Source organism: Serinibacter arcticus (genome assembly GCF_003121705.1).
Taxonomy (GTDB): domain Bacteria; phylum Actinomycetota; class Actinomycetes; order Actinomycetales; family Beutenbergiaceae; genus Litorihabitans.
The window spans coordinates 2,751,269-2,775,292 of record NZ_PYHR01000002.1; the positions used below are offsets into that span (position 1 = coordinate 2,751,269).

Sequence of the window (24,024 nt, forward strand, 5' to 3'; positions counted from 1 at the left end):
CCGGCGGTCAGACCGCGATCGCCAGCCGCGTGATCCGCTCGCCGTCCAGCGCGAACCGGTAGCGCAGCGTCACCGTCCCACCCGGGAAGGTGCCGTCGAGACGGACCTGCACGACGACGTCGCCCCCGTCCTCGACCCGCTGCCCGATCCGGGTGGCCGTGTAGGTGAACTCGGTCGAGGTCTGCTCGACCCACGCGCGGATCGCGTCGATCCCCGGGTAGGTGCCGCCGTCGTCCAGCACGGTCGCGTCCGCGGCGAAGAGAGCGACGGCGTCGGCGAACCGCTCGTCGTCACGCGCGTCGAGGTAGGCGAGCACTGGCGCCGGCAGGTCCACCGGGTCGTACGGGGCGAAGGTCGTGGTCACGGGTGTCCCTCTCGAGCGGGCGTCGCGGGCCGACGTCACGTCCGATCGTTGCACCCTCACCGCCGCTGGTGACGTCATCACCTCGCGCTGTTCGGCCGGGAGGTGTCCTGTCACCGGCCCCACATCGGTTGAAAACCCATCCACCAGACGGAATCGGTTGACTCCACCCGCCCGCATGTGTTTACGTCACCATCTGACCGATCTCCGGTCTCCCCCTGGTACTCGAGGAAGAGTTCAATGACGCAGACGTCATCCGGTGCACCCCCGTCACCGATCACCGCCCCCCACCGCAGGTCGGCCGGCCCGTTCCTGCGGGCCGTCGCCGCCCTCGCCGCGATCCCCGTCGGTCTCGTCGGCCTGACCGCCGTCGGTGCCGCCGCCGACCCGACCGACCCGGCCGTCGCCGTCCCGACGCCGATCGGTGCGGCCGTCGTCGCGAACGGCACGCCCGAGCTGCCCGAGGAGGTCACCGTCCGCACGGCCGCCGGCGCCACGCGCGAGGCCGCCGTCGAGTGGGACACCTCCGACCTGGTCTTCGACCGCCACTACGCGACCGTCCCGGTCGCCGGGCTCGTCGAGGGCACGCTCGCCACGACCGCCTACGTCGAGGTCGTGCCCGAGGACCTCGCCTACTTCATCGACTCCGGCACGGCCGGCCAGGTCTCCACGTCGTTCGACGCCGTGGCCGCGCTCGAGGACGGTCTGCTCAACGCCGCCTCCGACAAGGCCTACGCCGCCGGTTCCTGGGGCTACAACGCCTCCGGTTACGACGGCACGCGGCGCCCCAGCCCGTACGACTCCAAGGACAAGGCCTCCAACGGTCTGTACGGCATCAACAACTCCGCGCTGCCGCTCAGCTACACGCTGTCGGGCCTCGAACCAGGTACCTACACGATCACCGCCGGCGTGAACGAGTGGTGGAGCGGTCCGCGCACGCTGCGCGCCTTCGCCTCGGGCGCCGGCCTCGCCGCCGACACCCCGGTCGGCAACCAGGTCGTCGTCAACAGCTCCTCGCGCAGCGCCACGCTCTCGGGCACCGTGACCACGACGGCGGCCGGCGACGTCACGCTCAACTTCCGCCGGACGGCCGGCACCGAGGCCCCCGCGGTCTCGTGGGTCGCCGTCGCCCGCGGCACGGTCGCCGTCGACACGACGCCCGTCGTCGTTGCCGCCCCGACGATCAGCGTCCCGACCGGCGTCTACGAGACCGCGCAGCAGGTCACGCTCGCCACGACCACCGCCGGCGCCTCGATCTACTACACGACCGACGGCTCCGTGCCCTCGCGCGCGAACGGCACCCGCTACAGCGCGCCGATCGAGGTCACCTCCGACACCTCCGTCCAGGCCGTGACCATCCGCAACGGCACGGCCAGCGCCGTCGTCACCGCGGACTACCTCATCGACCCGGTGCCCACGAGCCCGTACACCGCCCCGCCGGTCGGCCGCACCTGGTACGACACGAACGGCGACTCCATCCAGGCCCACGGCGGCGGGTTCCTGCAGCACGAGGGCTGGTTCTACTGGATCGGCGAGAACAAGGCGCACGACCGCGCCGTCCTCAACGCCGTCTCGCTCTACCGCTCGCAGGACCTGCTCAACTGGGAGCACGTCCACGACATCGTCACCACCGAGACGCCCGGCGTCTGCGAGACCGGCCTCTACCCGAGCGCCGCACTCGCCTCCGAGGGCGACGAGTGCAAGATCGAGCGCCCGAAGCTCCTCTACAACGAGGCGACGGACAAGTTCGTCATGTGGGGCCACTGGGAGACCGAGAACTCCTACTCGGCCTCGCACGTGATCGTCGCGACGAGCGACACGATCGACGGCGACTACGAGATCACGGGCAACTTCCGCCCGGGCGTCGGCGTCGTCGGCACCGAGCACGCCGACCCGACCTACCCCGGCACGGACGGCCTGTGGGGCTACGGCTCGCGCGACTTCACGGTCTTCAAGGACCCCGACTCCGCCAAGGCGTACCTGTTCAGCACCGAGGACCACCAGAACATGCGCGTCTACGAGCTGAGCGACGACTACACGACCGTCAAGCTCGACACGTCCTACCGCCTGTTCGCCGGCGGTCACCGCGAGGCCCCCGCCGTCGTGAAGATCGACGGTCGCTACTTCGTGATGACCTCGGGCCAGAGCGGCTGGTACCCCAACCAGACCCGCGTCGCCTCGACGACCGACCTGTCCGACCCCGAGGGCTGGTCCGACCTCAGCCTCGTGGGCAACAACACCTCGTTCTACAGCCAGCCGACCAACATCATCACGGTCGAGGGTGAGGCGGGCGAGCGCTCCTACCTCTACATGGGCGACCGCTGGAACTCCAAGAAGCTCGGCACGTCCACCTACGTCTGGCTGCCGCTCGAGATCGACGGCACCGACGTCAGCCTCACCTACCAGCCCGGCTGGTCGTTCGACCCGGTGACGGCGGAGATCACGACGCCGCGCGTCGAGCTGGTCTCGCAGGGCAAGCCGGCCACGGCCTCCTCCGAGACGACGCCGGCGTCCCGCGCCAACGACGGGATCGTCACGAACCTCAACCTGCAGGGCGACAGCACCAACTACTGGCAGCCGTCGACCGTGCCGGCGAGCTGGCAGGTCGATCTCGGCGAGGCCCGCGACCTGGCGCGCATCGACCTGTCGTGGCGCTCCTGGAACGGCTCCGAGAGCCGCAGCACCTACTCCGTCTACGGCTCGCTCGACGGCACGACGTGGGAGCGCATCGCCCAGCGCGAGGCCAACCGTCTCGTCGCCTTCACCACGGACGACCTCGAGGGCACCTACCGCCACGTCCGCGTGGACATCTCCTCGGTCAAGAACGACCACAACGGCAACGACGCGCACTGGGCCGCCGGTCTGGTCGAGGTCCAGGTCTACGCGGAGGCGCCGCCCGAGCCGATCCGGTTCGCCGACGTCGCCGACGGCGACCAGTTCTTCACGGAGATCGACTGGCTCGCGAACGCCGGCATCTCGACCGGCTGGGTCGACGAGGACGGCACGCGGGAGTTCCGCCCGCTCGCCCCGATCGCCCGCGACGCCATGGCGGCGTTCCTCTACCGGCTGTCGGGCTCGCCCGACGTCCAGCTGCCCGAGGTCTCGCCGTTCACCGACGTCGACCCGAGCAACCAGTTCTACGAGGAGATCACCTGGCTCGCCCAGGAGGGCATCTCCACGGGCTGGGTCGACCCGGCGACGGGGAAGGCGCAGTTCCGCCCGCTCGAGCCGATCGCGCGTGACGCGATGGCGGCGTTCCTCTACCGCCTGGCCGACGAGCCGACGTTCGACGCCCCGGCCACCTCGCCGTTCACGGACGTGGCCACGACCGACGCGTTCTACGCGGAGATCGCGTGGCTCGCGCAGTCGAAGATCGCGACCGGCTGGGTCGGCAACGACGGCACCTCGGTGTTCCAGCCGCTCAACCCGGTCAACCGCGACGCGATGGCGGCGTTCCTCTACCGCTACGTCCACGACCGCGGCTGAGCCGATCGAGCACAGGTAGCACCAGCGGTTCCTGGCGATCCCCGTCCCACCCGATCCGGGTGGGGCGGGGATCCGTCGTCCACAGCCTGCGGTTCCCAGTTATGCGCCAAGCGAACCTCCAGCGCTCGTCAAGGTTCCTCCCGTAGCGTCGCGGGTATGAGCAGCTCCTCGCCCACCGTCAGCACCACCTTCACCGCCCTGGCGGGAGGGTCAGGCATCGACGGGGCGACGATCGAGCTCGCGCTGCTGCCGGAGCCCGGCAGCCCGGTCCCGGGTGAGGCCGACGCCGAGGAGCTCCTCGCCGTCGACCCGGACCCGACGGACACGGTCGCCACCACCGACACCCTGACGTTGGACCCCGCCGTCGCCGTCCCGACGGCGGAGGCCACGGTCGCGGGCGTGACCGTGCGCCGCGGCGGTCTCGTCGACGTGAACTCCGTGGTCAGGCTCCTGCGGGAGGGCAGCCAGGAGGTCGACATCGACGGCGACGGCGACCCCGACGGTCCCGTCGACCCCGAGGCCGCGCGCTCCGCGGCCCGCATGGCGATCTCGCACGTGGTGCTCGAGCAGGGCGACCTGTGGGTGGCGCACGACGACGCGGGCACGCTCCAGGCCATCTCCGTCTGGATGCCCGGCGCGCTGCCCGGCGCCTCCGACGAGCTGCACCGCATCCTCGAGCGCGAGCTCCACCTGCCCGACCCGAGCGAGGCGATCGGCCCGCCCGAGCACGTCCGCCCGCAGCTCATGGAGTCGATGGCCGGCGTGATGGAGCACGTGCACGCGCACGAGCCCCGGCTGGTGCTGTTCGCCGTGACGGTGGCCCCGCAGTCCGACCCGGCCGCCGTGGTCGCGCTCGCGCGCGCCGTCGTCGCCCCCGTGGTCCGCGGCGACGGCGACGTGCTCGCCGTCGCGCTCGACGGAGACCGCGCCCGGCTGCTGCAGGCCGTCGGCTTCGCGGAGGTCGCGGCGGTGCCGCTCGGGGAGCTGAACACCGTCTGGATCGGACGGGCCTGAGCGCCGTCGTACCCTGACACTGCGGGTCCCGCACGGGGCGGGCCGCCAGGAGCAGGTGCGATGAGGTATCCGGGGCGACGCGGCACGAACCTTCCCAGGATGGGCGACTACAACCAGCTGGTCGTCCTGGACCACATCCGGCGCGCCCGCGTGAGCGTCAGCCGGGTCGAGCTCGCCGCCGTCACGGGGCTGTCCGGTCAGACCATCTCCAACGTCGTGGGCCGGCTGCTCGAGCAGGGCCTCGTGCAGGAGGGCGAGCGGCAGATCACCGGCCGCGGCAAACCCCGCACGCTGCTCCACCTGCGGCCCGGCGCCGGCTACGCGCTCGGCGCCCACATCGACCCCGTCTCGGTGACGATCGTGCTGCTCGACCTGGCCGGGACGATCGTGGAGCGAGCGGTGGTGACGACGCCGGACGGGTCGCCCGCCGTCGTCGCCGCGATCGCGGACGAGGTGGCGCGGATGCGCGCGCTGGTGCCGGGTGGTGAGGTGGTCGGGCTCGGCGTCGCCGCCCCCGGACCGATCGACCCGGAGGCGGGTCGCGTCATCCACCCGCCGCTGATGCCCAGCTGGGGCGACGTGCCGCTGCGTGACCGCCTCGCCGACGCGACCGGGCTGCCCACCCTCCTGGACAAGGACGTCGCGGCCGCGATGGTCGCCGAGCTCTGGCAGGGCCACCACGAGCTCCACACGACGACGCTGTTCGTCTACCTGGGCTTCGGCATCGGGTTCGCCTTCGCCCGCGAGGGGGAGGTGCTCTCGGGCAGCTCTCGCAACGCCGGCGAGATCGGCCACCTCATCGTCGACGCCGACGGGCCGCCGTGCTTCTGCGGCAACCGCGGCTGCCTCGGCGTGAGCGTCGCGCTCGACCGGCTCGTGGCCGAGGCGGTCGACGGCGGGGTGCTGCCGGCCTCGACGCCGCGCGGCACGCCCGCGGAGCTCGACGTGGCCATGGGACGACTGGCCGCGGCGGGGGAGGCGGGCGACGCCGTCGCGCGCGAGATCCTGGACAGGGCCGCGCGCCGCCTCGCCCGCGGGATCGTCATCGTCTCCGACCTCATCGACGCCGACGGCGTGGTGGTCGGCGGCGCGAACTGGGCGCGGCTGGCGCCGTACCTCTCGGCCGCGGCCCGGACCGAGTTCGCCGGGCACGCGACGATGCGGGAGCTGCACGGGGTCGAGGTGGGCGGGACGGCGCTCGGGCCGTGGATCGGCGCGGTCGGGGCGGCCAGTCAGGTCCTCGACGCCGCGTTCACGCCGCACGCGTCCCTGCTGGTGGCGCAGCCCGCGGGGGCCTGAGGACGCCACAACCCCCTCGCGGGTGGTGCAGAAGCCCCTCGCCGGTGGTGCGCAACCCCCTCGCGGAGGGTGCGGAAACCCCTCGCGGATCACGAATGGGACACGGATGCGATCCGCCCCTTGACCGATTAAATCCAGACGTTAGAGTAATCGGCGAGAGCTCCTCAGGGCCGAGGAGCGTTTCGTATGCGGCAAAGGAGCACCATGCGTAAGACAGCACAGCTGGTCACGGCCACGGCAGCCCTCGCCCTCGTCCTCGCGGCGTGCTCGGGGGGCGGCGACGGCGGCGACAGCGGCGACGGCAGCGGCGGCGACATGACGATCACCGTCGCCTACCAGAAGACTGACGCGTTCTTCCAGCTCCACGACCTCCTGACCAAGTCCAAGGCGGAGTTCGAGGAGGCCAACCCGGGCTACACGATCGAGCTCGAGCCGATCGCGGCGCAGGAGACGGACTACTTCACGAAGCTCGCGCTCATGAACGGCTCGCCCGACACGGCGCCGGACATCATCTACGAGGACACCTTCCAGGTGCGCCCCGACGCCGCGGCGGGCTACCTGCTGCCGATGGACGACTACCTGGCCGAGTGGGAGGATTGGGGACAGTTCCCGGAGGGCATCCGCGAGGCCGGCAAGGGCGACGACGGCAGCATCTACGGCGTCTCGATGGGCACCGACACCCGCGGCGTCTACTTCAACAAGGACATCTTCGAGCAGGCCGGCCTCCCCGTCGACTGGCAGCCGGAGACCTGGGACGACCTGCTCGAGGCCGCGCGCGCGGTCAAGGAGGCCGTGCCCGACGTCATCCCGATCAACATCTACTCCTCCAAGGCGCAGGGCGAGGCCGCCTCGATGCAGGGCTTCGAGATGCTGCTCTACGGCACCGAGGACACGCTCTACGACGCCGACGAGGGCAAGTGGATCGTCGGCTCGCAGGGTTTCACCGACTCCCTCACGTTCCTCAAGACCCTCCAGGACGAGGAGCTGGCCCCCAGCCTCGAGGACGCGCTCGACACGAACCTCCCCAACCGCGTCTCCGGTGAGCTGCTGCCGCAGGGCAAGCTCGCGATCGCCGTCGACGGCTCGTGGGTCCCGGGCGGCTGGATGGCCGGCGACAACGCCTGGCCGGAGTGGCAGGAGGTCATGGGCATGGCCGCCATGCCGACGCAGAACGGTCAGGAGCCCGGCTCGACCTCGATGTCCGGCGGCTGGCTGCTGAGCATCGGCGCGAACGCCGACGACCCGCAGGCCGCGTTCGACTTCATCGCCCTGACGCTCAACGAGGAGAACAGCTTCAAGTTCGCCACGGAGAACAGCCAGATCGCGGCGCGCGACGACGTCGCCGCCAACCCCGAGTACGTGAGCTTCAACCCGTCGTTCGAGTTCTTCTCCTCGCTCGTGCCGACCACGCACTTCCGTCCGGCCACGCCCGACTACGCGCAGATCTCCAACAACATCCAGGTCGCGGCCGAGTCGGTCATCACCGGTCAGGCCACGCCCGAGCAGGCCGCAGCCACGTACGACGAGGCGGTCACCCGCGTCGTCGGCGAGGAGAACGTCGCGGACGCGAGCTGATCCATGGCCACCCTCGCCCTCGACGGGCGGGACGGCCGCGGCACCGGTGACGGCGGGGAGCCGGGACGCACGCGCGTCCCGGCCTCCCGCCGGGCCCTGCAGCAGGTGCTGCGCACCTCGCCGCTGCTGCCCGCCGTCGTCCTGCTGGCCCTGTTCCTGCTGGGCCCGATCGTCTACTCGCTGTACGGGTCGCTGACCAACGCCTCCCTCACGGGGCCGCGCGCCGCGAACCCGGAGTTCATCGGGCTGGACAACTACGCCCAGCTGTTCGACAACCCGCAGTTCTGGAAGTCGCTGGTCCTCACGCTCGTCTTCGTCATCGCCTCGGCGCTGATCGGGCAGAACGTGCTCGGGATGGCGCTGGCGCTGCTGCTGAAGACGGCGCACGGGCCGGTCCGGGCCTTCGTCTCCACGATCGTCGTGGTGGCGTGGGTCCTGCCCGAGATCGTGGCGGCGTTCGCGCTGTACGCGTTCTTCGCGTCCGACGGCACGCTCAACATCATCCTGGGCTGGTTCGGGATGGAGGGGCGCGCGTGGCTGGTGGTGGCGCCGATGGTGTCGGTCATCATCGCCAACGTCTGGCGCGGCACGGCGTTCTCGATGATGGTCTACTCGGCGGCGCTCGCCGAGGTGCCGCCGGAGATCACCGAGGCCGCGGAGATCGACGGCGCGTCCGGCTGGCAGCGGTTCACCCGCATCACGATCCCGATGATCCGCCGGTCCATCTCCACCAACCTCATGCTCACCACGCTGCAGACCCTCGGCGTCTTCACCCTCATCTGGGTGATGACGGCGGGCGGCCCCGGCGTGGAGAGCTCCACCCTGCCCGTGCTCGCCTACCAGGAGGCCTTCAAGTTCTCCCAGGTCGGCTACGGCACCGCGATCGCCACGGTGACGCTGATCCTCGGCGGCCTGTTCGCGATCGTCTACATCAAGGCGCTGAAGCCGGAGGTCGACTGATGACTCAGGCCACTCCCGACGCCGAGACGCTCGGTCTCGGCGCGAGTCCCGAGCGCGGCGCCCCTCGCGCCTCCCGCGGCGGCGCCGGTGCGGCGCTGGCCTCGCCCCGTCGTCGCAACAGCAAGATCGCCGCCACGGTGGTGCTGCTCGCCATCGCGGTGGCGTTCATCATCCCGCTCGGGTGGATCCTGCTGGCCGCGTTCGACTCGGCCGCCACCGTCAGCGTGAAGCTGCCCACCAGCGTCACGCTCGACAACTTCACCCAGATCATGAACGTCGACACGACGTTCCGTCCGCTCGGCAACAGCTTCATCATCTCGATGGGGACGGCGGTCATCACCGTGCTCTGCTCCGTGCTGGCGGCCTACCCGCTCTCGCGGTACGCGATGCGCTGGCGCAAGCCGTTCCTCTACGGGATCCTCTTCGGCACGTGCCTGCCGATCACCGCGATGATGGTGCCGGTCTACGCGCTGTTCGTGGCCTTCGGGCTCCTGGACAACCTGTGGGGCACGGTCCTCTTCCTCGCGGCGACGTCGCTGCCGATGGCGATCTGGATGACCAAGAACTTCATGGACTCCATCCCGATCTCGCTGGAGGAGGCCGCCTGGGTCGACGGCGCGAGCGCGATGACGGCGCTGTGGCGGATCGTCGTGCCGCTCATGCGGCCGGGCATCGCCGTCGTGTTCATCTTCGTGTTCACCCAGGCCTGGGGAAACTTCTTCGTGCCCTTCGTGCTGCTGTTCAGCGAGAGCAGCCAGCCGGCCGCCGTCGCGATCTTCGGCTTCTTCGGCACCTACGGAACCATCTCCTACGGCCGCCTCGCCGCGTTCTCGATCCTCTACTCCGTGCCCGTGCTGGCGCTCTACCTCCTGGTGCAGCGCCTCTCGGGCAGCAGCTTCGCGATGGCGGGAGCCGTCAAGGGCTAAGTCACACACACCCCGCCGAGAACGCTCCTCGCTGCCGTATCGGCGCGGACGAGCAGCCAGGGCGTTCTCGGCGCCCCGATCCCGACCTTCGTCACGCCCTCGACCGTTCGGAAGGACGTCACATGCACGACAACACCGACCTCACGCTCGCCCGGATCGACCGGTTCCTGGCGGAGTGGATCGCCCCCGCCCTCCACCGGGAGCGGCACCCGCTGGAGGTGAGCAGCTGGACCGTGCCGGACGAGCCGGTGCCGTTCGACCAGGCTCGTGCGGCGACGTACACGCCGCACCCCGTCGGCACGCCGTGGGGCGCGCCGTGGAGCACCGTGTGGTTCCACGTCACGGGCGACGTGCCCACCGACTGGCCGCTGCCCGGCACGCGGGTCGAGCTCGACGTCGACCTCGGCTTCATCGCCCAACAGCCCGGCTTCCAGGCCGAGGGCGCCGCCTGGACGCCCGACGGCGTGCTGGTCAAGGGCATCTCGCCGCGCAACTCCTGGGTGCCTATCGCCGACACCTCCGCCCCGATCGACCTCTACCTCGAGGGCGCCGCGAACCCGGACGTCCCGGGCAACCAGTGGACGAAGCCGACCGTGCTGGGGGACAAGGCCACGTCCGGCGCCGATCCCATCTACCGGCTGCGCCACGTCGACGTCGTGCTCGTGGACACCGAGGTGGCCGGCCTGGTGGCCGACGCGACAGCGCTGCGCGGCCTGGTCCACACGCTGCCCACCACCTCCCCGCGCCGCGCCGAGGTGGTGCGCGCCCTGGAGGTGATGTGCGACGTCGTGGACCCCGACGACGTCCCGGGCACCGCGACCGCCGGGCGCGAGGCGCTCGCCGCCGCGCTCGCCGCGCCGGCGGTGGCCAGCGCCCACAAGGTCCACGCCGTCGGGCACGCGCACATCGACTCGGCCTGGCTGTGGCCGGTGCGCGAGACTGTGCGCAAGGTCAGCCGCACCGTGGCGAACGTGCTGGCGCTGATGGATGAGGACCCGGACGTGACGTTCGCGTTCTCCTCGGCGCAGCAGTTCGCGTGGATCGAGCAGTACTACCCGGAGCTGTTCGAGCGGCTGAGGGCGCGCGTCGCGGAGGGCCGCGTGCTGCCCGTGGGTGGCATGTGGGTGGAGTCGGACACGAACATGGTCGGCTCCGAGGCGCTCGTGCGGCAGTTCGTGCAGGGCAAGCGGTTCTTCATCGAGCAGCTCGGCTTCGAGCCGACGAACGTCTGGCTGCCGGACTCCTTCGGCTACACGGGCTCGTTCCCGCAGGTCGCGGCGCTCGCCGGCTCCCCGGACTTCCTCACGCAGAAGCTCTCCTGGAACGACACCAACCGGATCCCGCACCACACGTTCTGGTGGGAGGGCATCGACGGCACGCGCGTGTTCACGCACTTCCCGCCGGTGGACACCTACAACTCCGACCTCACCGGCCCCGAGCTGGCCCGGGCGTCGGACCAGTTCGCCGAGAAGGGGGCCGCGAACACCTCGCTCGTGCCGTTCGGCTACGGCGACGGCGGTGGCGGCCCCACGCGCGAGATGGTCGCCGCGGCGCACCGCACGGCCGACCTCGAGGGCTCCCCGACCGTGGCGCTCTCGACGCCGCAGGGGTTCTTCGACGCGGCACGCGCCGAGTACGCCGAGAACGCGCCGACGTGGGTCGGCGAGCTCTACCTGGAGTACCACCGCGGCACCTACACCTCGCAGTCGCGCACCAAGCGCGGCAACCGCCGCAGCGAACACCTCCTGCGCGAGGCCGAGCTGTGGGCGGCGACGGCGGCCGTCCGCACCGGCGCCGCCTACCCGTACGAGGACCTCGAGCGGGCGTGGCGCACCACCCTGCTCCAGCAGTTCCACGACATCCTCCCCGGCTCCTCGATCGCCTGGGTGCACCGCGAGGCGGAGCGGAACTACGCGGCGCTCGCGGCCGACGTCGAGGCCCTGATCTCCGCGTCGCTGCTGTCGCTCACCTCGGGCGAGGGCGGCGCGGCGGGCGACGGCGGGGGCGAGCTCGTGCTCAACGCCTCACCCTTCGCCCGTGGCGGCGTGGCCGGGCTGGGGGCGGGGCCGCCGTCGCGGCGACGCCGGCCACCCGCACGGCCGACTCGGGCGGCTGGGTGCTGGAGAACGCGGGGGTGCGGATCGCCGTCGACGGCCGCGGTCTCGTGACCTCCGTGGTGCACCGCGCCACGGGGCGCGAGGTGCTGCCCGCCGGCCAGGTCGGCAACCTGCTGCAGCTGCACCGCGACATCCCCAACACGTGGGAGGCGTGGGACATCGACGCGCACTACCGCCGCAACGTCACCGACCTGGTGGACGCGGAGTCCGTGGCGCCCGACGGCGAGGCCGGCCTGCGCGTGGTCCGCACCTTCTCGGGGAGCCGGGTCGAGCAGGAGCTGTGGCTGGCCGACGGCGACGACCCGACCCTGCACGTCGTCACGCACGTGGACTGGCACGAGAAGCAGAAGCTGCTCAAGCTCGCGTTCCCGCTCGACGTGCACTCCGCCGCCGCGACCAGCGAGATGCAGTTCGGGCACGTCACGCGGGCCACGCACGTCAACACCTCCTGGGACGTCGCACGGTTCGAGACCGTCGCCCACCGGTGGGTGCACGTGGGGGAGCCGGGGTTCGGCGTCGCCGTCGCGAACGACTCCAGCTACGGGCACGACATCACGCGGCAGCGGTTCGCCGGTGCCGACGGGAGCGACGGGGCGGTGGGGTCGGTCGTGCGCGTGACGCTGCTGCGGGCGCCCCTGTTCCCCGACCCGGTGGCCGACCAGGGTGAGCACACGTTCCGCAACGCCGTCACGTTCGGGGCCGACGTCGCCGAGGCCGTGCGCCAGGGCTACGCGATCAACCTGCCCGAGCGCCGGGTGGCCGGCACGACGGCGGTCACCCCGCTCGTGGCCGTCGGCTCGCCCCAGGTGGTGGTCGAGGCGGTGAAGCTCGCCGAGGACCGGAGCGGTGACGTCGTCGTGCGGCTCTACGAGTCCCTCGGGGCGCGGGCCGCGACGACGGTCTCGTTCGGCTTCGACCACGGCGCGGTGACGGTGACGGACCTGCTCGAGCGCGAGCTGGACGGCGCCGGTACCACCGGCGTCACGGTCGGGACGGACGGCGTGGTCGACGTCGAGCTGCGCCCGTTCCAGATCCTCACGCTGAGGGTCGCCCGCGGCTGACCCCTCGCGGCCCGGAGACCTCCGCGAGGCGATTGCCGCCGCCCCGCGTGAGGACGACGACCGGCCCGCGCACCCGCGCGGGCCGGTCGTCGGCACGTTCGCGAGGCCCTTCGGGCGCGACGGCGAGGCCCTTCGGGTGTGACGGCGAGGCCCTTCGGGTGTGACGGCGAGGCCCTTCGGGTGTGACGGCGAGGCCCTTCGGGCGCGCGTCAGTCGGTCGGATCGGCCTCCGGGAGCGCCAGGTGCACGTCGGCGACCATGACGTCCACCGAGATGCGCTCCGGCTCGAGCCGGATCCCGGTCGTCTCGTGCACGGCCGTCAGGGCTGCCTCGCGCGCCGCCTCGGCCTGCTCGGTGATGGGGTGCGGGAACTGGACGCTGAGGGCGAGGGCGAGCCCGGTGAGGCGCTGGTCGTCGTCGGTCTCGACGCCGATCCGGAGGACTCGTGCCCGGGGGACGGCTGCGAGGGCGAGGTCGACCTTGGCCACCAGGACCGTCGAGGCGACGGTGAACGTGCCCTCGCCGTGCGTCGCCAGGACGGGCTGGGAGGGGCGCAGCGCCGCGAGCAGGCGCGCCGCGATGCCGTCCTTCGCGCGCACCCAGCCGGCGTCGCTCGATTGCCGCAGCTCGCGCGCCGCCGAGGCGAGGATCTCGTCGAGCGGGTCGTGGTCGGTCATCGCCACCTCTCCATCCGTAGTCCGAGACTCTCCCGGGCGCGGGCCAGGCGCCCGCGGACGCCACCCACCGTGGTCGCCTGCACGAGCGCGATCTCCTCGTAGCTCAGGCCCTCGACCTCCCGCAGGATCCAGCACGCACGCTGGTCGGGCGGCAGCTCCGCGAGCGCCTCCTCCAGCGCCCGCAGCAGCGCCGAGCGCTGCACCTCCTGCTCCGGCTCGTCGGTCCGGCGGGCCGGCACGTCGTCGCTCAGCTCGGCCGTGGGGCGACGTGACCGGCGACGGTACTCGCGTCGCACGAGGTTCGCCATGATGCCGAACAGCCAGGTGCTGAGGCTCGAGTCACCGCGGAAGCCGTCGAGCTGCGTCCACGCGTGCAGGAACGTGTCCTGGACGCAGTCCTGCGTGGTGCCCTCGTCGCCGAGCATGCGCAGGCCGTAGCGGTACAGGCCGGGGCCGTGCTCCTCGACCAGCGCCTCGAAGGCCGCGCGGTCGCCGAGCTGCGCCCGACGGATCAGGTCCGCCTCGTTCGGCCGCGATGTCACCTGTGAGGTGTATCACATCGAATGGACCGTGACGAAACGGGACCTGCGGGCACTCACCTCATGTCAGACACACGGCGGGCCCGGGAGATCCCGGGGCCGGCCACGAGAAGGAGAATTCGCCATGAGCCAGACCACTCCTCGCACCGACGCCACCGACGCCGCGAGCAGCATCAGCAGCACCGACGTCGCGCGCACCTCGACCGGCGGCGGCCGCGTCGGCCAGCGTCGCGAGCAGACCTCGCCGCTCAGCACCGACGAGGGCACGACCACGATCGCCGACGGCGTCGTGAGCAAGATCGCCGGCCTCGCCGCCCGTGAGGTCATGGGCGTGCACGACGTCGGCGGCGGCGCCGCCCGCGCGTTCGGCTCGCTCCGCGAGCGCATCCCCGGCGGCTCCACCAACTACAGCCAGGGCGTGAACGTCGAGGTCGGTCAGGAGGAGGCGGCCGTCGACCTCGAGATCGTCGCCGAGTTCGGTGTCGCGATCTCCGACGTCGCCCAGTCCGTGCGTCGCAACGTCATCTCCTCGATCGAGCGGATGACCGGCCTGCGCGTCATCGAGGTCAACGTGAACGTCAACGACGTGCACTTGCCCGAGGACGAGGACCACTCCGGCTCCTCGCGCAGCTCGCAGCGCAGCGGCGGCAACGGCGACGACGACGGCGCCGGCACCGAGCCGCGCGTTCGCTGATCATGACGCTCCCGACGGGCGGTCCGGGACCGGCTGAGGGTGGTGCGACCGGCGAGGACCTCGTCGATCGCGTCGCCGCAGCGGTCCTGGCCGTCCCCGGGGTGGTCGACCTCTCCCCGGGTCTGCTCGGAGAGATCGCCACCTACCTCCCCGGCCGCCGCGTGCCGGGGATCCGGCTGACGGCCGAGCGCGCCGAGGTCCACCTCGTCGTCTCCCCGTCGGCCCGGATCCCGGAGCTGGCCGGTGAGGTGCAGGCCGCGGTCCGCACCCTCGGACTGCCCGCCGTCGACGTCCACGTCGACGACCTGCGCGAGCCGGCGCCGCTCGGGGACACCCCGCCCGAGCCGGACCCGCCCGCCCTCCCTGCCACGCCCGCGACACCCCCTCGCGGCTGAACGAAGGAACACACGATGGATCTCATGCGTACCGGCCTGTTCGCCGGACTTCTGCTGGCTCTCTCCGCCACCGTGGGCGGGTTCGGCGGATTCCTCCTCGCCCTCGTCCTCGGGGCGATCGGCCTGGCCGTCGGAGCCGTGCTCGAGGGTCGTCTCGACCTCGGGGCTCTGACCGGGAACCGTCGTCGTGGCTGACGACGCCCCGGGCGCCGGTCGCGAGCTCGCCGACCCCTCGCACCGCGGCCGGACCACGGTCGCCGACCGAGTGATCGAGAAGATCGCGCGCCAGGCGGCCCGGTCGAGCTCCCCGGTCACCTCCGGTCGCGTCCTCGGCAGCGGGCTGCCGGTCGTGAGCGTGACGACGGCGGGCGAACGCGCCCGCGTCGACGCGCGGATCGCCGCCCCCTGGGGAGCGCCGCCGTCGAGCACCGCGGCCCGCGCCGCCCGTCACATCCGCGAGAGCCTCGAGGCTCTCACCCCCCTGACCGTCGACGTGGTCGAGGTCGCCGTCGCCGAGCTCGTGCTCGCGACGACCCCCGAGAGGAGAGTGCGATGACCAGCGAGACCCCCGACCTGCACGCCTCCACCCCGCGACCCGACGTCTCGCTCGCCGGCCCGACCGGACGCAGCGCGACCGTCACGACGCTCGCCGTCGTCGGCTCGCTCGCCCTCCTCGGGATCGCCGTGCTGCTCGGCCAGCAGGTGCTCGCCTCGCGCGGCGCCCTCGCCGGTGACGGCTGGATCGCCCAGGCGCTGACCTGGGCCGGTGCGCTCCACCCGACGTGGGCCGCGGCGCTCGGGCTCGCCGTCCTCGTCCTCGGCGTCGTGCTGATCGCCGCCGCGCTCGGGGCCGGGCGCGTCCGTGAGGTCGCGTTGCCCGACCGCGACGGACTCGTCGTGGCCGACGGCGACCTCGCGCGGCTGTCCTCGGCCACGGCCAACGCCGTCGGTGGCGTCCTGTCGGCCAGCACCGTCGCCGACCCGCGTCGCCTCACGGTGACGCTGTCCACCACCGGGGCCGACCGCACGCCCGGTGACGTCGAGGGCGCCGTGACCGCGGCCCTGGGCGGCCTGGGCCTGGCGCGCCAGGTGCGGGTGGTGTCCCGGACGCCCGCCGCGGCTCCCTCGAGCCGTCCCGCGCCGTCGACCACCGCCCCGACGACCACCCAGGAGGTCCACCATGCGTAGCCACCACTCCCGTTCCGGCGGGAACCGCGCCGGGCTGCTGCTCCTCGGGCTGCTGCTGGTCGCCGTCGGTGGCGCCGCGGCGCTGCCCTCGCTCTGGTCGGGCAGCCCGTGGACGCTCGACGACGCCTCGGCCGTCGTCACGGGCCTCGCCGACCAGCCGTGGTGGGTCACCGCCGCAGCGGTGCTGCTCGCCGTCGTGCTCGTGGTCCTCGCGCTGAGCTGGCTCCGGGGCAGGCCCCGGGGAGCGCGTGGCGCGCATCGGCCTGGCCGGCTCGACGGCGGACGACCAGCTGTCGCTGGACCCGTCGGCCGCGATCCGCGCGGCGAACACCGTGCTCGGCGACCACCCCGACGTGCGCCGCGCCCGCCTGGAGCTCGTGCACCGCGGCGGTCGCATCGAGGTCCACGGCTCGGTGCTAGCCCGCGCCGACCGTCCGCTGACGCGCACGGCGGACGACGTCCGCGCCACGCTCGCCGACCTCGGGACGGCTCTCGAGGTGCCGAACCTGCCCGCACGCGTCAGGATCACCGTGAGCCGCTGATCCGGTCCACGGTGCGCGCCATCCAGGTCTGCACCACGTACTGCACCACCCCACCACCACGAAGGAGAGAACGATGGGACTCGGAGACAAGCTGGGCAACGCCGGTCAGGACGGCGCGGGTCGCGCCAAGGAGGCCGCCGGCGCGCTGACGGGCAACGACGACCTCAAGCGCGAGGGCAAGGCCGACCAGGCCGCCGCCGCGGCGAAGGACGCCCTCGAGGACGCCAAGGACGCCGTCGCCGGCGCCGTGGACAACCTGAAGGACAAGTTCAGCAAGAAGGACTGAGCCGGCGCGCCGTCAGGCGCCCCGCTCCACCGACGACCGGTCGGCGCCCGTGCGCCGGCCGGTCGTCGGCGTTCGCGAGGCCGTTCGGGCGCGTTCGCGAGGCCTTTCGGGTGCGCGACCTACGCCGTCGTGAGCAGCGGCGCCAGCGCCGGGAGCGCGCGAGGGTCGGTCTGCAGCACCAGGGTCGTCACGCACGTGGACTCCCACCGCGCGACCTGCTCGGCGATGTCCGACGGTGTTCCCACGAGGCACACCTCGCGCACCAGCTCGAGCGGGATCGCCGCGGCGGCCCGCGCCCTGTCGCCCGCCGCGTAGTGCGATGCGACCTCCGCCAGCGCGTCCTCGTACCCGAGGCGGGCCATCGCCTCACGGTGGAAGTTGGTCGAGGAGGACCCCATTCCCCCGGCGTACAGCGCCAGGTGGGGCCGGAGCAGGTCGGCGGCGTCCTCGATGCTGCCGGCGACGGCGAGCGGCACCGTTGCGCAGACCTCGAACGTCGGATCGTGCTCACCCTCGGGGCGCCGGCCCTCCGGACGGGCGGCGAACCCCTCCGCCAGGAGAGCGCGCGCCTCGCCGTCGAGCGCGGGGGAGAGGAAGGCCGGGAGCCAGCCGTCGGCGATCTCGGCCGCGAGCGCCGTGTTGCGCGGACCCTGCGCGGCCAGGTGGATCGGCAGGTCGGCGCGCAGCGGGTGGACGGTCGAGCGCAGCGACTTTCCCTGGCCGGTGGCGCCGGGGACGTCGGCCGGCAGCGGCAGCGGGTAGGCCGGTCCGTCGGCCGCCACGGGACCCTCGCGGCGCAGGACGTCCCGCACGATCGCGACGTACTCGCGCGTGCGGGCGAGCGGTCTGGCGTAGGGCTGGCCGTACCAGCCCTCGACGACCTGGGGTCCCGAGGCGCCGAGCCCGAGGACGAACCGACCGCCCGACAGGTGGTCGAGCGTGAGGGCGGCCATCGCCGTCGCCGTCGGGGTGCGGGCGGACATCTGGGCGATCCCGGTCGCGAGCCGGACCCGCGTCGTCGTCGCCCCCCACCACGCGAGCGGCGTGAGGGCGTCCGAGCCGTACGCCTCCGCCGTCCAGATCGAGTCGAGCCCGGCCTCGTCGGCCCAGGCGACCGCCTCGGCCATCCCGGCGGGGGTCCCGCCGACCAGTACCCGGTGTGCAGTCCGAACTTCATGGCGCTCCTTCGCGTCGTCCCCGACGACCGTACGCCAGGGCGTGCGGAGGTACCTCCGGGTGCGGCCACGAGCACCCCCGGGTGCGATCAGGAGTACCCCTTGGCAGGACTAGAAGTACCCCTTGGCAGGACCAGAAGTACCCCCTGGAGAGACTCAGCCCAGGTGCGGTGCGATCTCCGCGGCGACCAGCTCGAGGTGGTCGAGGTCGGCCAGGTCGAGCACCTGGAGGTAGACGCGGTCGGCGCCCCACTCCTTCAGCTGGGCCAGCCGGTCGAGCGCCTCGGGCACGGTGCCCGCGATGCCGTGCTCGCGCAGCTCCGCGGGCTCGCGCCCGATCGCGGCGGCGCGGCGGGTGAACTCCGCCTCGTCCTTCCCGACGGCGAGCACCAGCGCCGCTGAGTACTTCAGCGAGCCCGGGTCGCGTCCGGCGTCCTCGGCGGCGGCGCGGACGGTGTCGAACCGCGTCGGGATGTCGGCGATCTCCGGGAAGCTGGTGTTGTACTCGGCGGCGAACCGGGCGGCGAGTGCGGGCGTGCGGGACGGGCCGTTCCCGCCGATCACGATCGGGAGCGGCGCCTGCACGGGCTTGGGAAGGGCGGGGGAGTCGACGAGCGTGTAGTGCTCGCCGTCGTAGGAGAAGGTCTCGCCGGCGGGCGTCGTCCAGAGCCCCGTGACGATCTCGAGCTGCTCGGTGAGCAGGCCGAACCGCTTCGCGGGGAACGGGAACCCGTAGGCGGCGTGCTCGCGCTCGAACCAGCCGGCACCGAGGCCGAGCTCGACGCGCCCGCCCGACATCGCGTCGACCTGCGCGACCTGGATCGCGAGCAGACCGGGCAGGCGGAAGGTCGCCGAGGTGACGAGGGTGCCGAGGCGGATCGTGGAGGTCTCGCGGGCGATCCCGCCCAGCGTGACCCAGGAGTCCGTCGGCCCGGGCAGTCCGTCGCCACCCATCGCCAGGAAGTGGTCGGAGCGGAAGAACGCGTCGTAGCCGAGGCGCTCCGCGGCCTGGGCCACACGGAGCTGGTCGTCGTAGGAGGCGCCCTGCTGGGGCTCGATGAAGATGCGAAGGTCCATGCCTCCAGTCTCACACCGGGGCGCGGGTGGCGGTTCGGCCGCACCCTCGGTGTCTCACCCGGCCGACCGATCTCGCCACACCGCAACGGGCGTTGCAAGCCCTAGCCTGGGGCGACGCGCCGCTCGCCCTGGGGTGGCCGGAAGCTGGAGGAGGAATCGTGTCCCAGCCCCGACCGACCACCCCACCCATGCCGTCCAGGCCTCCCAGCCCGCCGGGACGGTCCAGCCGCCGCAGCGTCCCGCGCAGCACGCGGGACGCACGCTTCGCGCCGTCGTCCTGCTCGCCGAGGTGCCCGCGTCGATCGGCCCGATCCTCGACCAGCTCATGCCCGACGCGTCCTCAGCCCTGGGTGGGCTGCCGCTGAGCCAGCTGAGCATGGACGTCAACGGCGTGCCGATGACGTTCCAGGTGGTGGCAGGGCCGCTCGCGGCGCGCGAGCTCGAGTACGCCGTCAGCCAGTCCCTGCTCCGCGACCGGGTGCGCGCCGCCGTCCAGGCGCACCGCGGCTACCTCGTGCTCTCCGCCGACGACGTCACGGACGTGTTCCGCGCCAGCGCGCTCCTCTCGGACGTGACAGCCACCTACGCGGCCTCCGACGCGGGACTGGCGGTCTGGCTCCCCGAGATGGACCTCGCCACGACGGACGTCATCTACGCCGGTGAGGCGTCGCAGCGACCGGCGCTGACGTGGTTCAACACGATGGCCGCCGCGGTGGACCAGGCGACGTCGATCGCCCACACGATCGGGCTCGCGCACCTCGGCGGCCAGGAGGTCCAGCTCCGTTCAGGGGCGCTGGGCCCCGCTGACGCCTACCGGGAGCTGCGCTCCTCCGTCGCCACGGTGCTCGAGTCGGGCACGTTCCCGACCCCGGGGTCCACGCTGACCGTCGCCGGCGTGCCGCACATGCTCACCGCCGGGGAGAGCGAGATCGGGATGGGGCGGGTCCTGGACGCCGTGCCGCCGGCGCGAGCGAAGGCGGCGACGCCCGCACCGGAGCAGGAGGCACCGAGGAGGAAGGGCTGGTTCGGGCGACGCTGACGGGTGCGAGCCGGCGGAGGCGGAGGAGCCGACGGAGCGGGGCGCGGAAGAACCCGCGGGCTGCCTGGTGGCTGCCGCACTGGACGAGTGTGCGGCTCCCGCGGGCTCCGGTGATCGCCGTGGTTTCGCGCCGTGCGCGAACGGCGAACCGTCCCACGCCCGACTAGCGGGCGATCACCTCACGAGTCCGTGAAAACGTCATGTCTCGGACCACCTCCTTTCGCGTGTGCCACGACGCTACGCCCGCCCCCGCCCGTCTGCCACGGATTTTTCGCGAGCGCGTGACAGGATCGCCGAGGCAGAGCACCCGGCGACCGGAAGCAGGAGCACGACCCGCATGATCTCGCGGAGAACCGGACGCGCCCTGGCGCTCGGCGCGGCCACGGCGCTGCTCGCCCTGACGGCGTGCACGGACCCGGGGGACCGCCCCGCGGTCGTGCTCCTCGAGGCCGTCGAGCCCCCTCCGCTCGTCGACGCCGCGTCCGTCGGGCTGGTCGAGGTCTCCTCCGGTGTCCAGGCCCCCGCGGCGGGAACCGAGGCGGCGGGGACCAGCGTGGCGACGTCGGCGCTCGCGTTCTTCCCTGAGCTCGCGGACCGCGCGGCCCGGTTGCTCGCCGGGCTGGGGTCGGTGGACGAGGGGCGGCTCGACGTCGTGGCCGCCCACCGTCAGATCCTCGGCATCGAGGTGCGGCCGCAGACGGCCGACGGCGACGGCGGCGGTGACGTCCTGTACGGCGACGTCACCTCGGGAGCGACGTGGGCTGCGCGCGACCTGCTGGCGGAGACCAGCGCGGCCGACCTCGAGGAGGCGGTGCGCGCGGCGATGGCTGACGACGGCGATCTCGACGGCGACGGCGGCGCCCCCGACACCGTCGAGGTGCCCGACGACCTCCTGCGGGACCTGCGGTTCACGCCCGAGGGCGACCTGGTCGTCGTCGCGCCCCGGGGCGATCGTGCCTGGGCCGTGACGCGGCCAGCCGACGTCGCGCTCACCGAGGCGGGCCGGCTCGTGCGCGGTGCGGCGCGGCAGGGTGGCGCGTTCGTCGGGTCCGTGACGTCCGACCCCCTGCCGGTGACGCCCGCCACGGTCCCGCTGCCGCCGCTACCCCTCCCGCCCGACCCCCCGCCGCCCGGTGGACCGCCGCCCGTGGACTGCGCCGTGCTGGCGTGCGTCGCGATCACCTTCGACGACGGACCGGGCTCCGAGACGCCCCGACTGCTCCAGATCCTGGCTGATCACCAGGCCCGGGCGACCTTCTACCTCGTGGGCTCGCGGGTCGGGAAGAACGCCGCCACGGCGAAGGCGATCGTCGACGCCGGTCACGCGCTGGGCAACCACACGTGGAACCACCCCGACCTCACCACGGTCGATCCCGCGACGCGCGCGAGCGAGATCGCCCGGACGTCGCAGGCGATCCTCGAGGCCACCGGTCGGGTACCGACGACGATGCGGCCGCCGTACGGGGCGATCGACGACGCCGTGCGCGCCGATCTCGTGGCGGACGGCCTGCCCGCGATCCTCTGGGACGTGGACTCGCTGGACTGGCGATCCAAGGACGCGGTCAGGACGACCGAGGAGGTGATGGCGCACGTGAGGCCGGGGTCGATCGTGCTCCTGCACGACATCCACGCCTCCACCGTGGACGCGGTCCCCGCGATCCTCGACCAGCTCGCCGCCCAGGGTTACACCTTCGTGACCGTCGACCAGCTGCTCGGTCCGATGCAGCCCGGGCAGACGTACTACGCCCGGCGCTGAGAGATCCTGGTCGGCGCCGCCGCCCGGCGCGCGTGGCAGGGTGGAGAGATGACCACGCCCTCTCCCGCCAGCTCCGTCAGCCCCCGCTCCTCCGGCACCGTCGCGTTCGTCGGGGGCCACGTCGTCCCCGTCTCGGCGCCGCCGATCCCGGGCGGGACGGTGGTCGTGACCGACGGGGTGATCACCGCGGTCGGGGGTTCCGACGTCGTCGTCCCCGAGGGGGCGCGTCGCGTGGACGCGACCGGGTCGTGGGTGCTGCCCGGGTTCGTCGAGGCCCACGGGCACCTCGGCGTGCACGAGGACGGCGAGGGCTGGTCCGGCAACGACACCAACGAGATGACCGACGCCAACGGCGCGCGGTTCCGCGCCCTGGACGGCATCGACATCGAGGAGCTCGGGTTCCGCGACGCGCTGCGCGGCGGCGTCACGACGGCGGTCGTCAAGCCCGGTTCCGGCAACCCGATCGGCGGGCGCACCGTCGCGCTCAAGACGTGGGGCGGCCGCACGGTCGACGAGCAGATCGTCTCCGACGCCGTCTCCGTGAAGTCCGCGCTCGGCGAGAACCCGAAGCGCGTCTACGGCGACCGCAAGCAGACGCCGGCGACCCGGCTCGGCGTCGCCGCCGTGCTGCGCGAGGCGTTCGTCGCGGCCGACAACTACCGCACGAAGCGGGCAGCGGCGGCGGAGGAGGGCAAGCCGTTCGACCGCAACCTCACGCACGAGACGCTCGCGGCCGTGCTCGACGGCGAGCTCGCGTGGGACCAGCACTGCCACCGCCACGACGACATCGCCACGGCGATCCGGCTGTCGGAGGAGTTCGGCTACCGCCTCGTGGTCAACCACGGCACGGAGGCGCACAAGATCGCCGACGTGCTCGCCGAGAAGGAGATCCCCGTGATCTTCGGCCCGATGCTCACCTCGCGCTCGAAGGTCGAGCTGCGGGACCGGGCCATCCGCAACCTGGCCCTGGTCGCCGCCGCGGGAGTGCGGGTGGCGATCACGACCGACCACCCCGTCGTGCCGATCGAACAGCTCGTGCTGCAGGCGCAGCTCGCGGTCCGCGACGGGCTGCCGGCGGCGACGGCGCTCGAGGCGCTCACCACCAACCCGGCCGCGATCCTCGGGCTGGACGACCGGGTCGGTGCGCTCGAGGCGGGGCGTGACGGCGACGTCGTGCTCTGGTCGGGCGATCCCCTCGAGCTGGCCTCGCGCGTGCGTCAGGTGTTCATCGGCGGTCGCGAGGTGCTGCGGCCGGGTGCGGTGGGCGACGGCGATCCCGCGGCCCCGGAGGTCGTCGAGCGCTGGGAGCGGTTCGAGCGGACGTCGTGGTCGCCGCAGCGCGGTGAGGACCGCTCGTGACCTACACGGTGATGACGGTCTGCACGGGGAACATCTGCCGCTCGCCCATGGCCGAGGTGGTCCTCCGGCAGGCGTTCGCGCACGCCGGTCTGGACGACGTCGAGGTGCGTTCGACCGCCGTGACCGCCTACGAGGTCGGCAACCCGATCGACACCCGCGCCCGTCGGGTGCTGGCCGCGGCCGGCTTCACCGTGCCCGACCGCGGGGCGGTGCAGGTGGAGGCCGAGGACGTCGCCGGCACCGACCTGGCGCTGGCCATGACGGCGGAGCACGCCCGGGCCCTGCGACGCCTGGGCTTCCCGGCCGAGAAGGTCGTGCTGTTCCGGGCGTTCGAGAGTCCCGAGGTCGGCGGAGCGTTGCACGAGGTGCGCGCGGAGGACACTCCCGACCCCTGGTACGGCGGCGAGGAGGACTTCGTCGAGACGCTCGCGACGATCGAGGCGTGCGTGCCCGGGATCCTCGCCCACGTCACGCGCGAACGGCAGCGCGAGGCCTGAC

The 24,024-nt window shown here is 72.8% G+C and carries 24 protein-coding genes; 19 read left to right on the forward strand and 5 right to left on the reverse strand.

Going from position 1 to position 24,024, the window contains the following annotated elements:
- Positions 1-7: 7 nt before the first annotated feature.
- Positions 8-364: a nuclear transport factor 2 family protein gene (locus tag C8046_RS12315; RefSeq protein ID WP_109230916.1), complete on the reverse strand. Its 357-nt coding sequence runs from the start codon at positions 362-364 to the stop codon at positions 8-10.
- Positions 365-601: 237 nt separating this feature from the next.
- Here C8046_RS12315 and C8046_RS12320 point away from each other — a divergent pair, with 237 nt between their 5' ends.
- From C8046_RS12320 to C8046_RS20235, 8 genes are all read left to right on the forward strand, one after another.
- Positions 602-3,847, forward strand: coding sequence for a chitobiase/beta-hexosaminidase C-terminal domain-containing protein (locus tag C8046_RS12320; RefSeq protein ID WP_109229706.1), 3,246 nt, complete (start codon positions 602-604; stop codon positions 3,845-3,847).
- A 156-nt stretch (positions 3,848-4,003) separates the two neighbouring features.
- Positions 4,004-4,861: a hypothetical protein gene (locus C8046_RS12325; RefSeq protein WP_109229707.1), complete on the forward strand. Its 858-nt coding sequence runs from the start codon at positions 4,004-4,006 to the stop codon at positions 4,859-4,861.
- Positions 4,862-4,960: 99 nt separating this feature from the next.
- Positions 4,961-6,160, forward strand: a complete 1,200-nt coding sequence (locus tag C8046_RS12330) for an ROK family transcriptional regulator (protein ID WP_199224466.1) — start codon at positions 4,961-4,963, stop codon at positions 6,158-6,160.
- A 204-nt stretch (positions 6,161-6,364) separates the two neighbouring features.
- A complete protein-coding gene (locus tag C8046_RS12335; protein WP_109229709.1) occupies positions 6,365-7,735 on the forward strand; it encodes an extracellular solute-binding protein in 1,371 nt (456 codons plus the stop codon).
- 3 nt (positions 7,736-7,738) lie between these two features.
- Positions 7,739-8,695: a carbohydrate ABC transporter permease gene (locus C8046_RS12340; RefSeq protein ID WP_109229710.1), complete on the forward strand. Its 957-nt coding sequence runs from the start codon at positions 7,739-7,741 to the stop codon at positions 8,693-8,695.
- A complete protein-coding gene (locus C8046_RS12345) occupies positions 8,695-9,621 on the forward strand; it encodes a carbohydrate ABC transporter permease (RefSeq protein ID WP_109229711.1) in 927 nt (308 codons plus the stop codon). The genes C8046_RS12340 and C8046_RS12345 overlap by 1 nt, the downstream gene beginning before the upstream one ends.
- Before the next feature lie 122 nt (positions 9,622-9,743).
- Positions 9,744-11,789 carry an alpha-mannosidase gene (locus tag C8046_RS12350; protein ID WP_419183556.1) on the forward strand — a complete coding sequence of 682 codons (2,046 nt, stop codon included), beginning with the start codon at positions 9,744-9,746 and terminating at the stop codon, positions 11,787-11,789.
- A complete protein-coding gene (locus tag C8046_RS20235) occupies positions 11,738-12,799 on the forward strand; it encodes a glycoside hydrolase family 38 C-terminal domain-containing protein (RefSeq protein WP_419183557.1) in 1,062 nt (353 codons plus the stop codon). Before C8046_RS12350 ends, C8046_RS20235 begins: the two co-directional genes overlap by 52 nt.
- Before the next feature lie 209 nt (positions 12,800-13,008).
- Here C8046_RS20235 and C8046_RS12355 read toward each other — a convergent pair whose 3' ends face one another.
- Positions 13,009-13,476: a hypothetical protein gene (locus C8046_RS12355; RefSeq protein WP_146197154.1), complete on the reverse strand. Its 468-nt coding sequence runs from the start codon at positions 13,474-13,476 to the stop codon at positions 13,009-13,011.
- The gene (locus tag C8046_RS12360; RefSeq protein WP_109229713.1) at positions 13,473-14,018 is read right to left on the reverse strand and encodes an RNA polymerase sigma factor; all 546 of its coding nucleotides are present in this window, start codon (positions 14,016-14,018) and stop codon (positions 13,473-13,475) included. Before C8046_RS12360 ends, C8046_RS12355 begins: the two co-directional genes overlap by 4 nt.
- A gap of 121 nt (positions 14,019-14,139) precedes the next feature.
- On the opposite strand from C8046_RS12360, the gene C8046_RS12365 reads away from it, so the two are divergent.
- The 7 genes from C8046_RS12365 to C8046_RS12395 all read left to right on the forward strand — a co-directional run bounded on the left by C8046_RS12365 (position 14,140) and on the right by C8046_RS12395 (position 17,120).
- Entirely contained in the window at positions 14,140-14,709 is a 570-nt protein-coding gene (locus C8046_RS12365; protein ID WP_109229714.1) for an Asp23/Gls24 family envelope stress response protein, read from the forward strand.
- A 2-nt stretch (positions 14,710-14,711) separates the two neighbouring features.
- A complete protein-coding gene (locus tag C8046_RS12370; protein ID WP_199224467.1) occupies positions 14,712-15,104 on the forward strand; it encodes an Asp23/Gls24 family envelope stress response protein in 393 nt (130 codons plus the stop codon).
- 15 nt (positions 15,105-15,119) lie between these two features.
- Complete coding sequence (locus C8046_RS12375) at positions 15,120-15,299, forward strand: DUF2273 domain-containing protein (protein ID WP_109229715.1); 180 nt, start codon at positions 15,120-15,122, stop codon at positions 15,297-15,299.
- Positions 15,292-15,660, forward strand: a complete 369-nt coding sequence (locus tag C8046_RS12380; protein WP_109229716.1) for an Asp23/Gls24 family envelope stress response protein — start codon at positions 15,292-15,294, stop codon at positions 15,658-15,660. Before C8046_RS12375 ends, C8046_RS12380 begins: the two co-directional genes overlap by 8 nt.
- Positions 15,657-16,292 (forward strand): DUF6286 domain-containing protein, encoded by a 636-nt coding sequence (locus C8046_RS18105; RefSeq protein WP_146197155.1) that lies wholly within the window; start codon positions 15,657-15,659, stop codon positions 16,290-16,292. Before C8046_RS12380 ends, C8046_RS18105 begins: the two co-directional genes overlap by 4 nt.
- 248 nt (positions 16,293-16,540) lie before the next feature.
- Complete coding sequence (locus tag C8046_RS12390; RefSeq protein WP_109229718.1) at positions 16,541-16,834, forward strand: hypothetical protein; 294 nt, start codon at positions 16,541-16,543, stop codon at positions 16,832-16,834.
- A gap of 73 nt (positions 16,835-16,907) precedes the next feature.
- The gene (locus C8046_RS12395) at positions 16,908-17,120 is read left to right on the forward strand and encodes a CsbD family protein (RefSeq protein WP_109229719.1); all 213 of its coding nucleotides are present in this window, start codon (positions 16,908-16,910) and stop codon (positions 17,118-17,120) included.
- A 119-nt stretch (positions 17,121-17,239) separates the two neighbouring features.
- On the opposite strand, the gene C8046_RS12400 is transcribed toward C8046_RS12395, so the two are convergent.
- Both C8046_RS12400 and C8046_RS12405 read right to left on the reverse strand, forming a co-directional pair.
- Positions 17,240-18,247 carry an LLM class F420-dependent oxidoreductase gene (locus C8046_RS12400; RefSeq protein ID WP_328587596.1) on the reverse strand — a complete coding sequence of 336 codons (1,008 nt, stop codon included), beginning with the start codon at positions 18,245-18,247 and terminating at the stop codon, positions 17,240-17,242.
- Between the two features lie 204 nt (positions 18,248-18,451).
- Positions 18,452-19,372, reverse strand: a complete 921-nt coding sequence (locus C8046_RS12405) for an LLM class F420-dependent oxidoreductase (RefSeq protein ID WP_109229720.1) — start codon at positions 19,370-19,372, stop codon at positions 18,452-18,454.
- 133 nt (positions 19,373-19,505) lie between these two features.
- On the opposite strand from C8046_RS12405, the gene C8046_RS12410 reads away from it, so the two are divergent.
- The 4 genes from C8046_RS12410 to C8046_RS12425 all read left to right on the forward strand — a co-directional run bounded on the left by C8046_RS12410 (position 19,506) and on the right by C8046_RS12425 (position 24,023).
- Positions 19,506-20,411 carry a hypothetical protein gene (locus tag C8046_RS12410; RefSeq protein ID WP_146197156.1) on the forward strand — a complete coding sequence of 302 codons (906 nt, stop codon included), beginning with the start codon at positions 19,506-19,508 and terminating at the stop codon, positions 20,409-20,411.
- 337 nt (positions 20,412-20,748) lie between these two features.
- Positions 20,749-22,167: a polysaccharide deacetylase family protein gene (locus C8046_RS12415; protein ID WP_109229722.1), complete on the forward strand. Its 1,419-nt coding sequence runs from the start codon at positions 20,749-20,751 to the stop codon at positions 22,165-22,167.
- A gap of 48 nt (positions 22,168-22,215) precedes the next feature.
- Positions 22,216-23,526 carry an amidohydrolase gene (locus C8046_RS12420; protein ID WP_109229723.1) on the forward strand — a complete coding sequence of 437 codons (1,311 nt, stop codon included), beginning with the start codon at positions 22,216-22,218 and terminating at the stop codon, positions 23,524-23,526.
- A complete protein-coding gene (locus tag C8046_RS12425) occupies positions 23,523-24,023 on the forward strand; it encodes a low molecular weight protein-tyrosine-phosphatase (RefSeq protein WP_235866311.1) in 501 nt (166 codons plus the stop codon). Before C8046_RS12420 ends, C8046_RS12425 begins: the two co-directional genes overlap by 4 nt.
- Position 24,024: the final 1 nt, after the last annotated feature.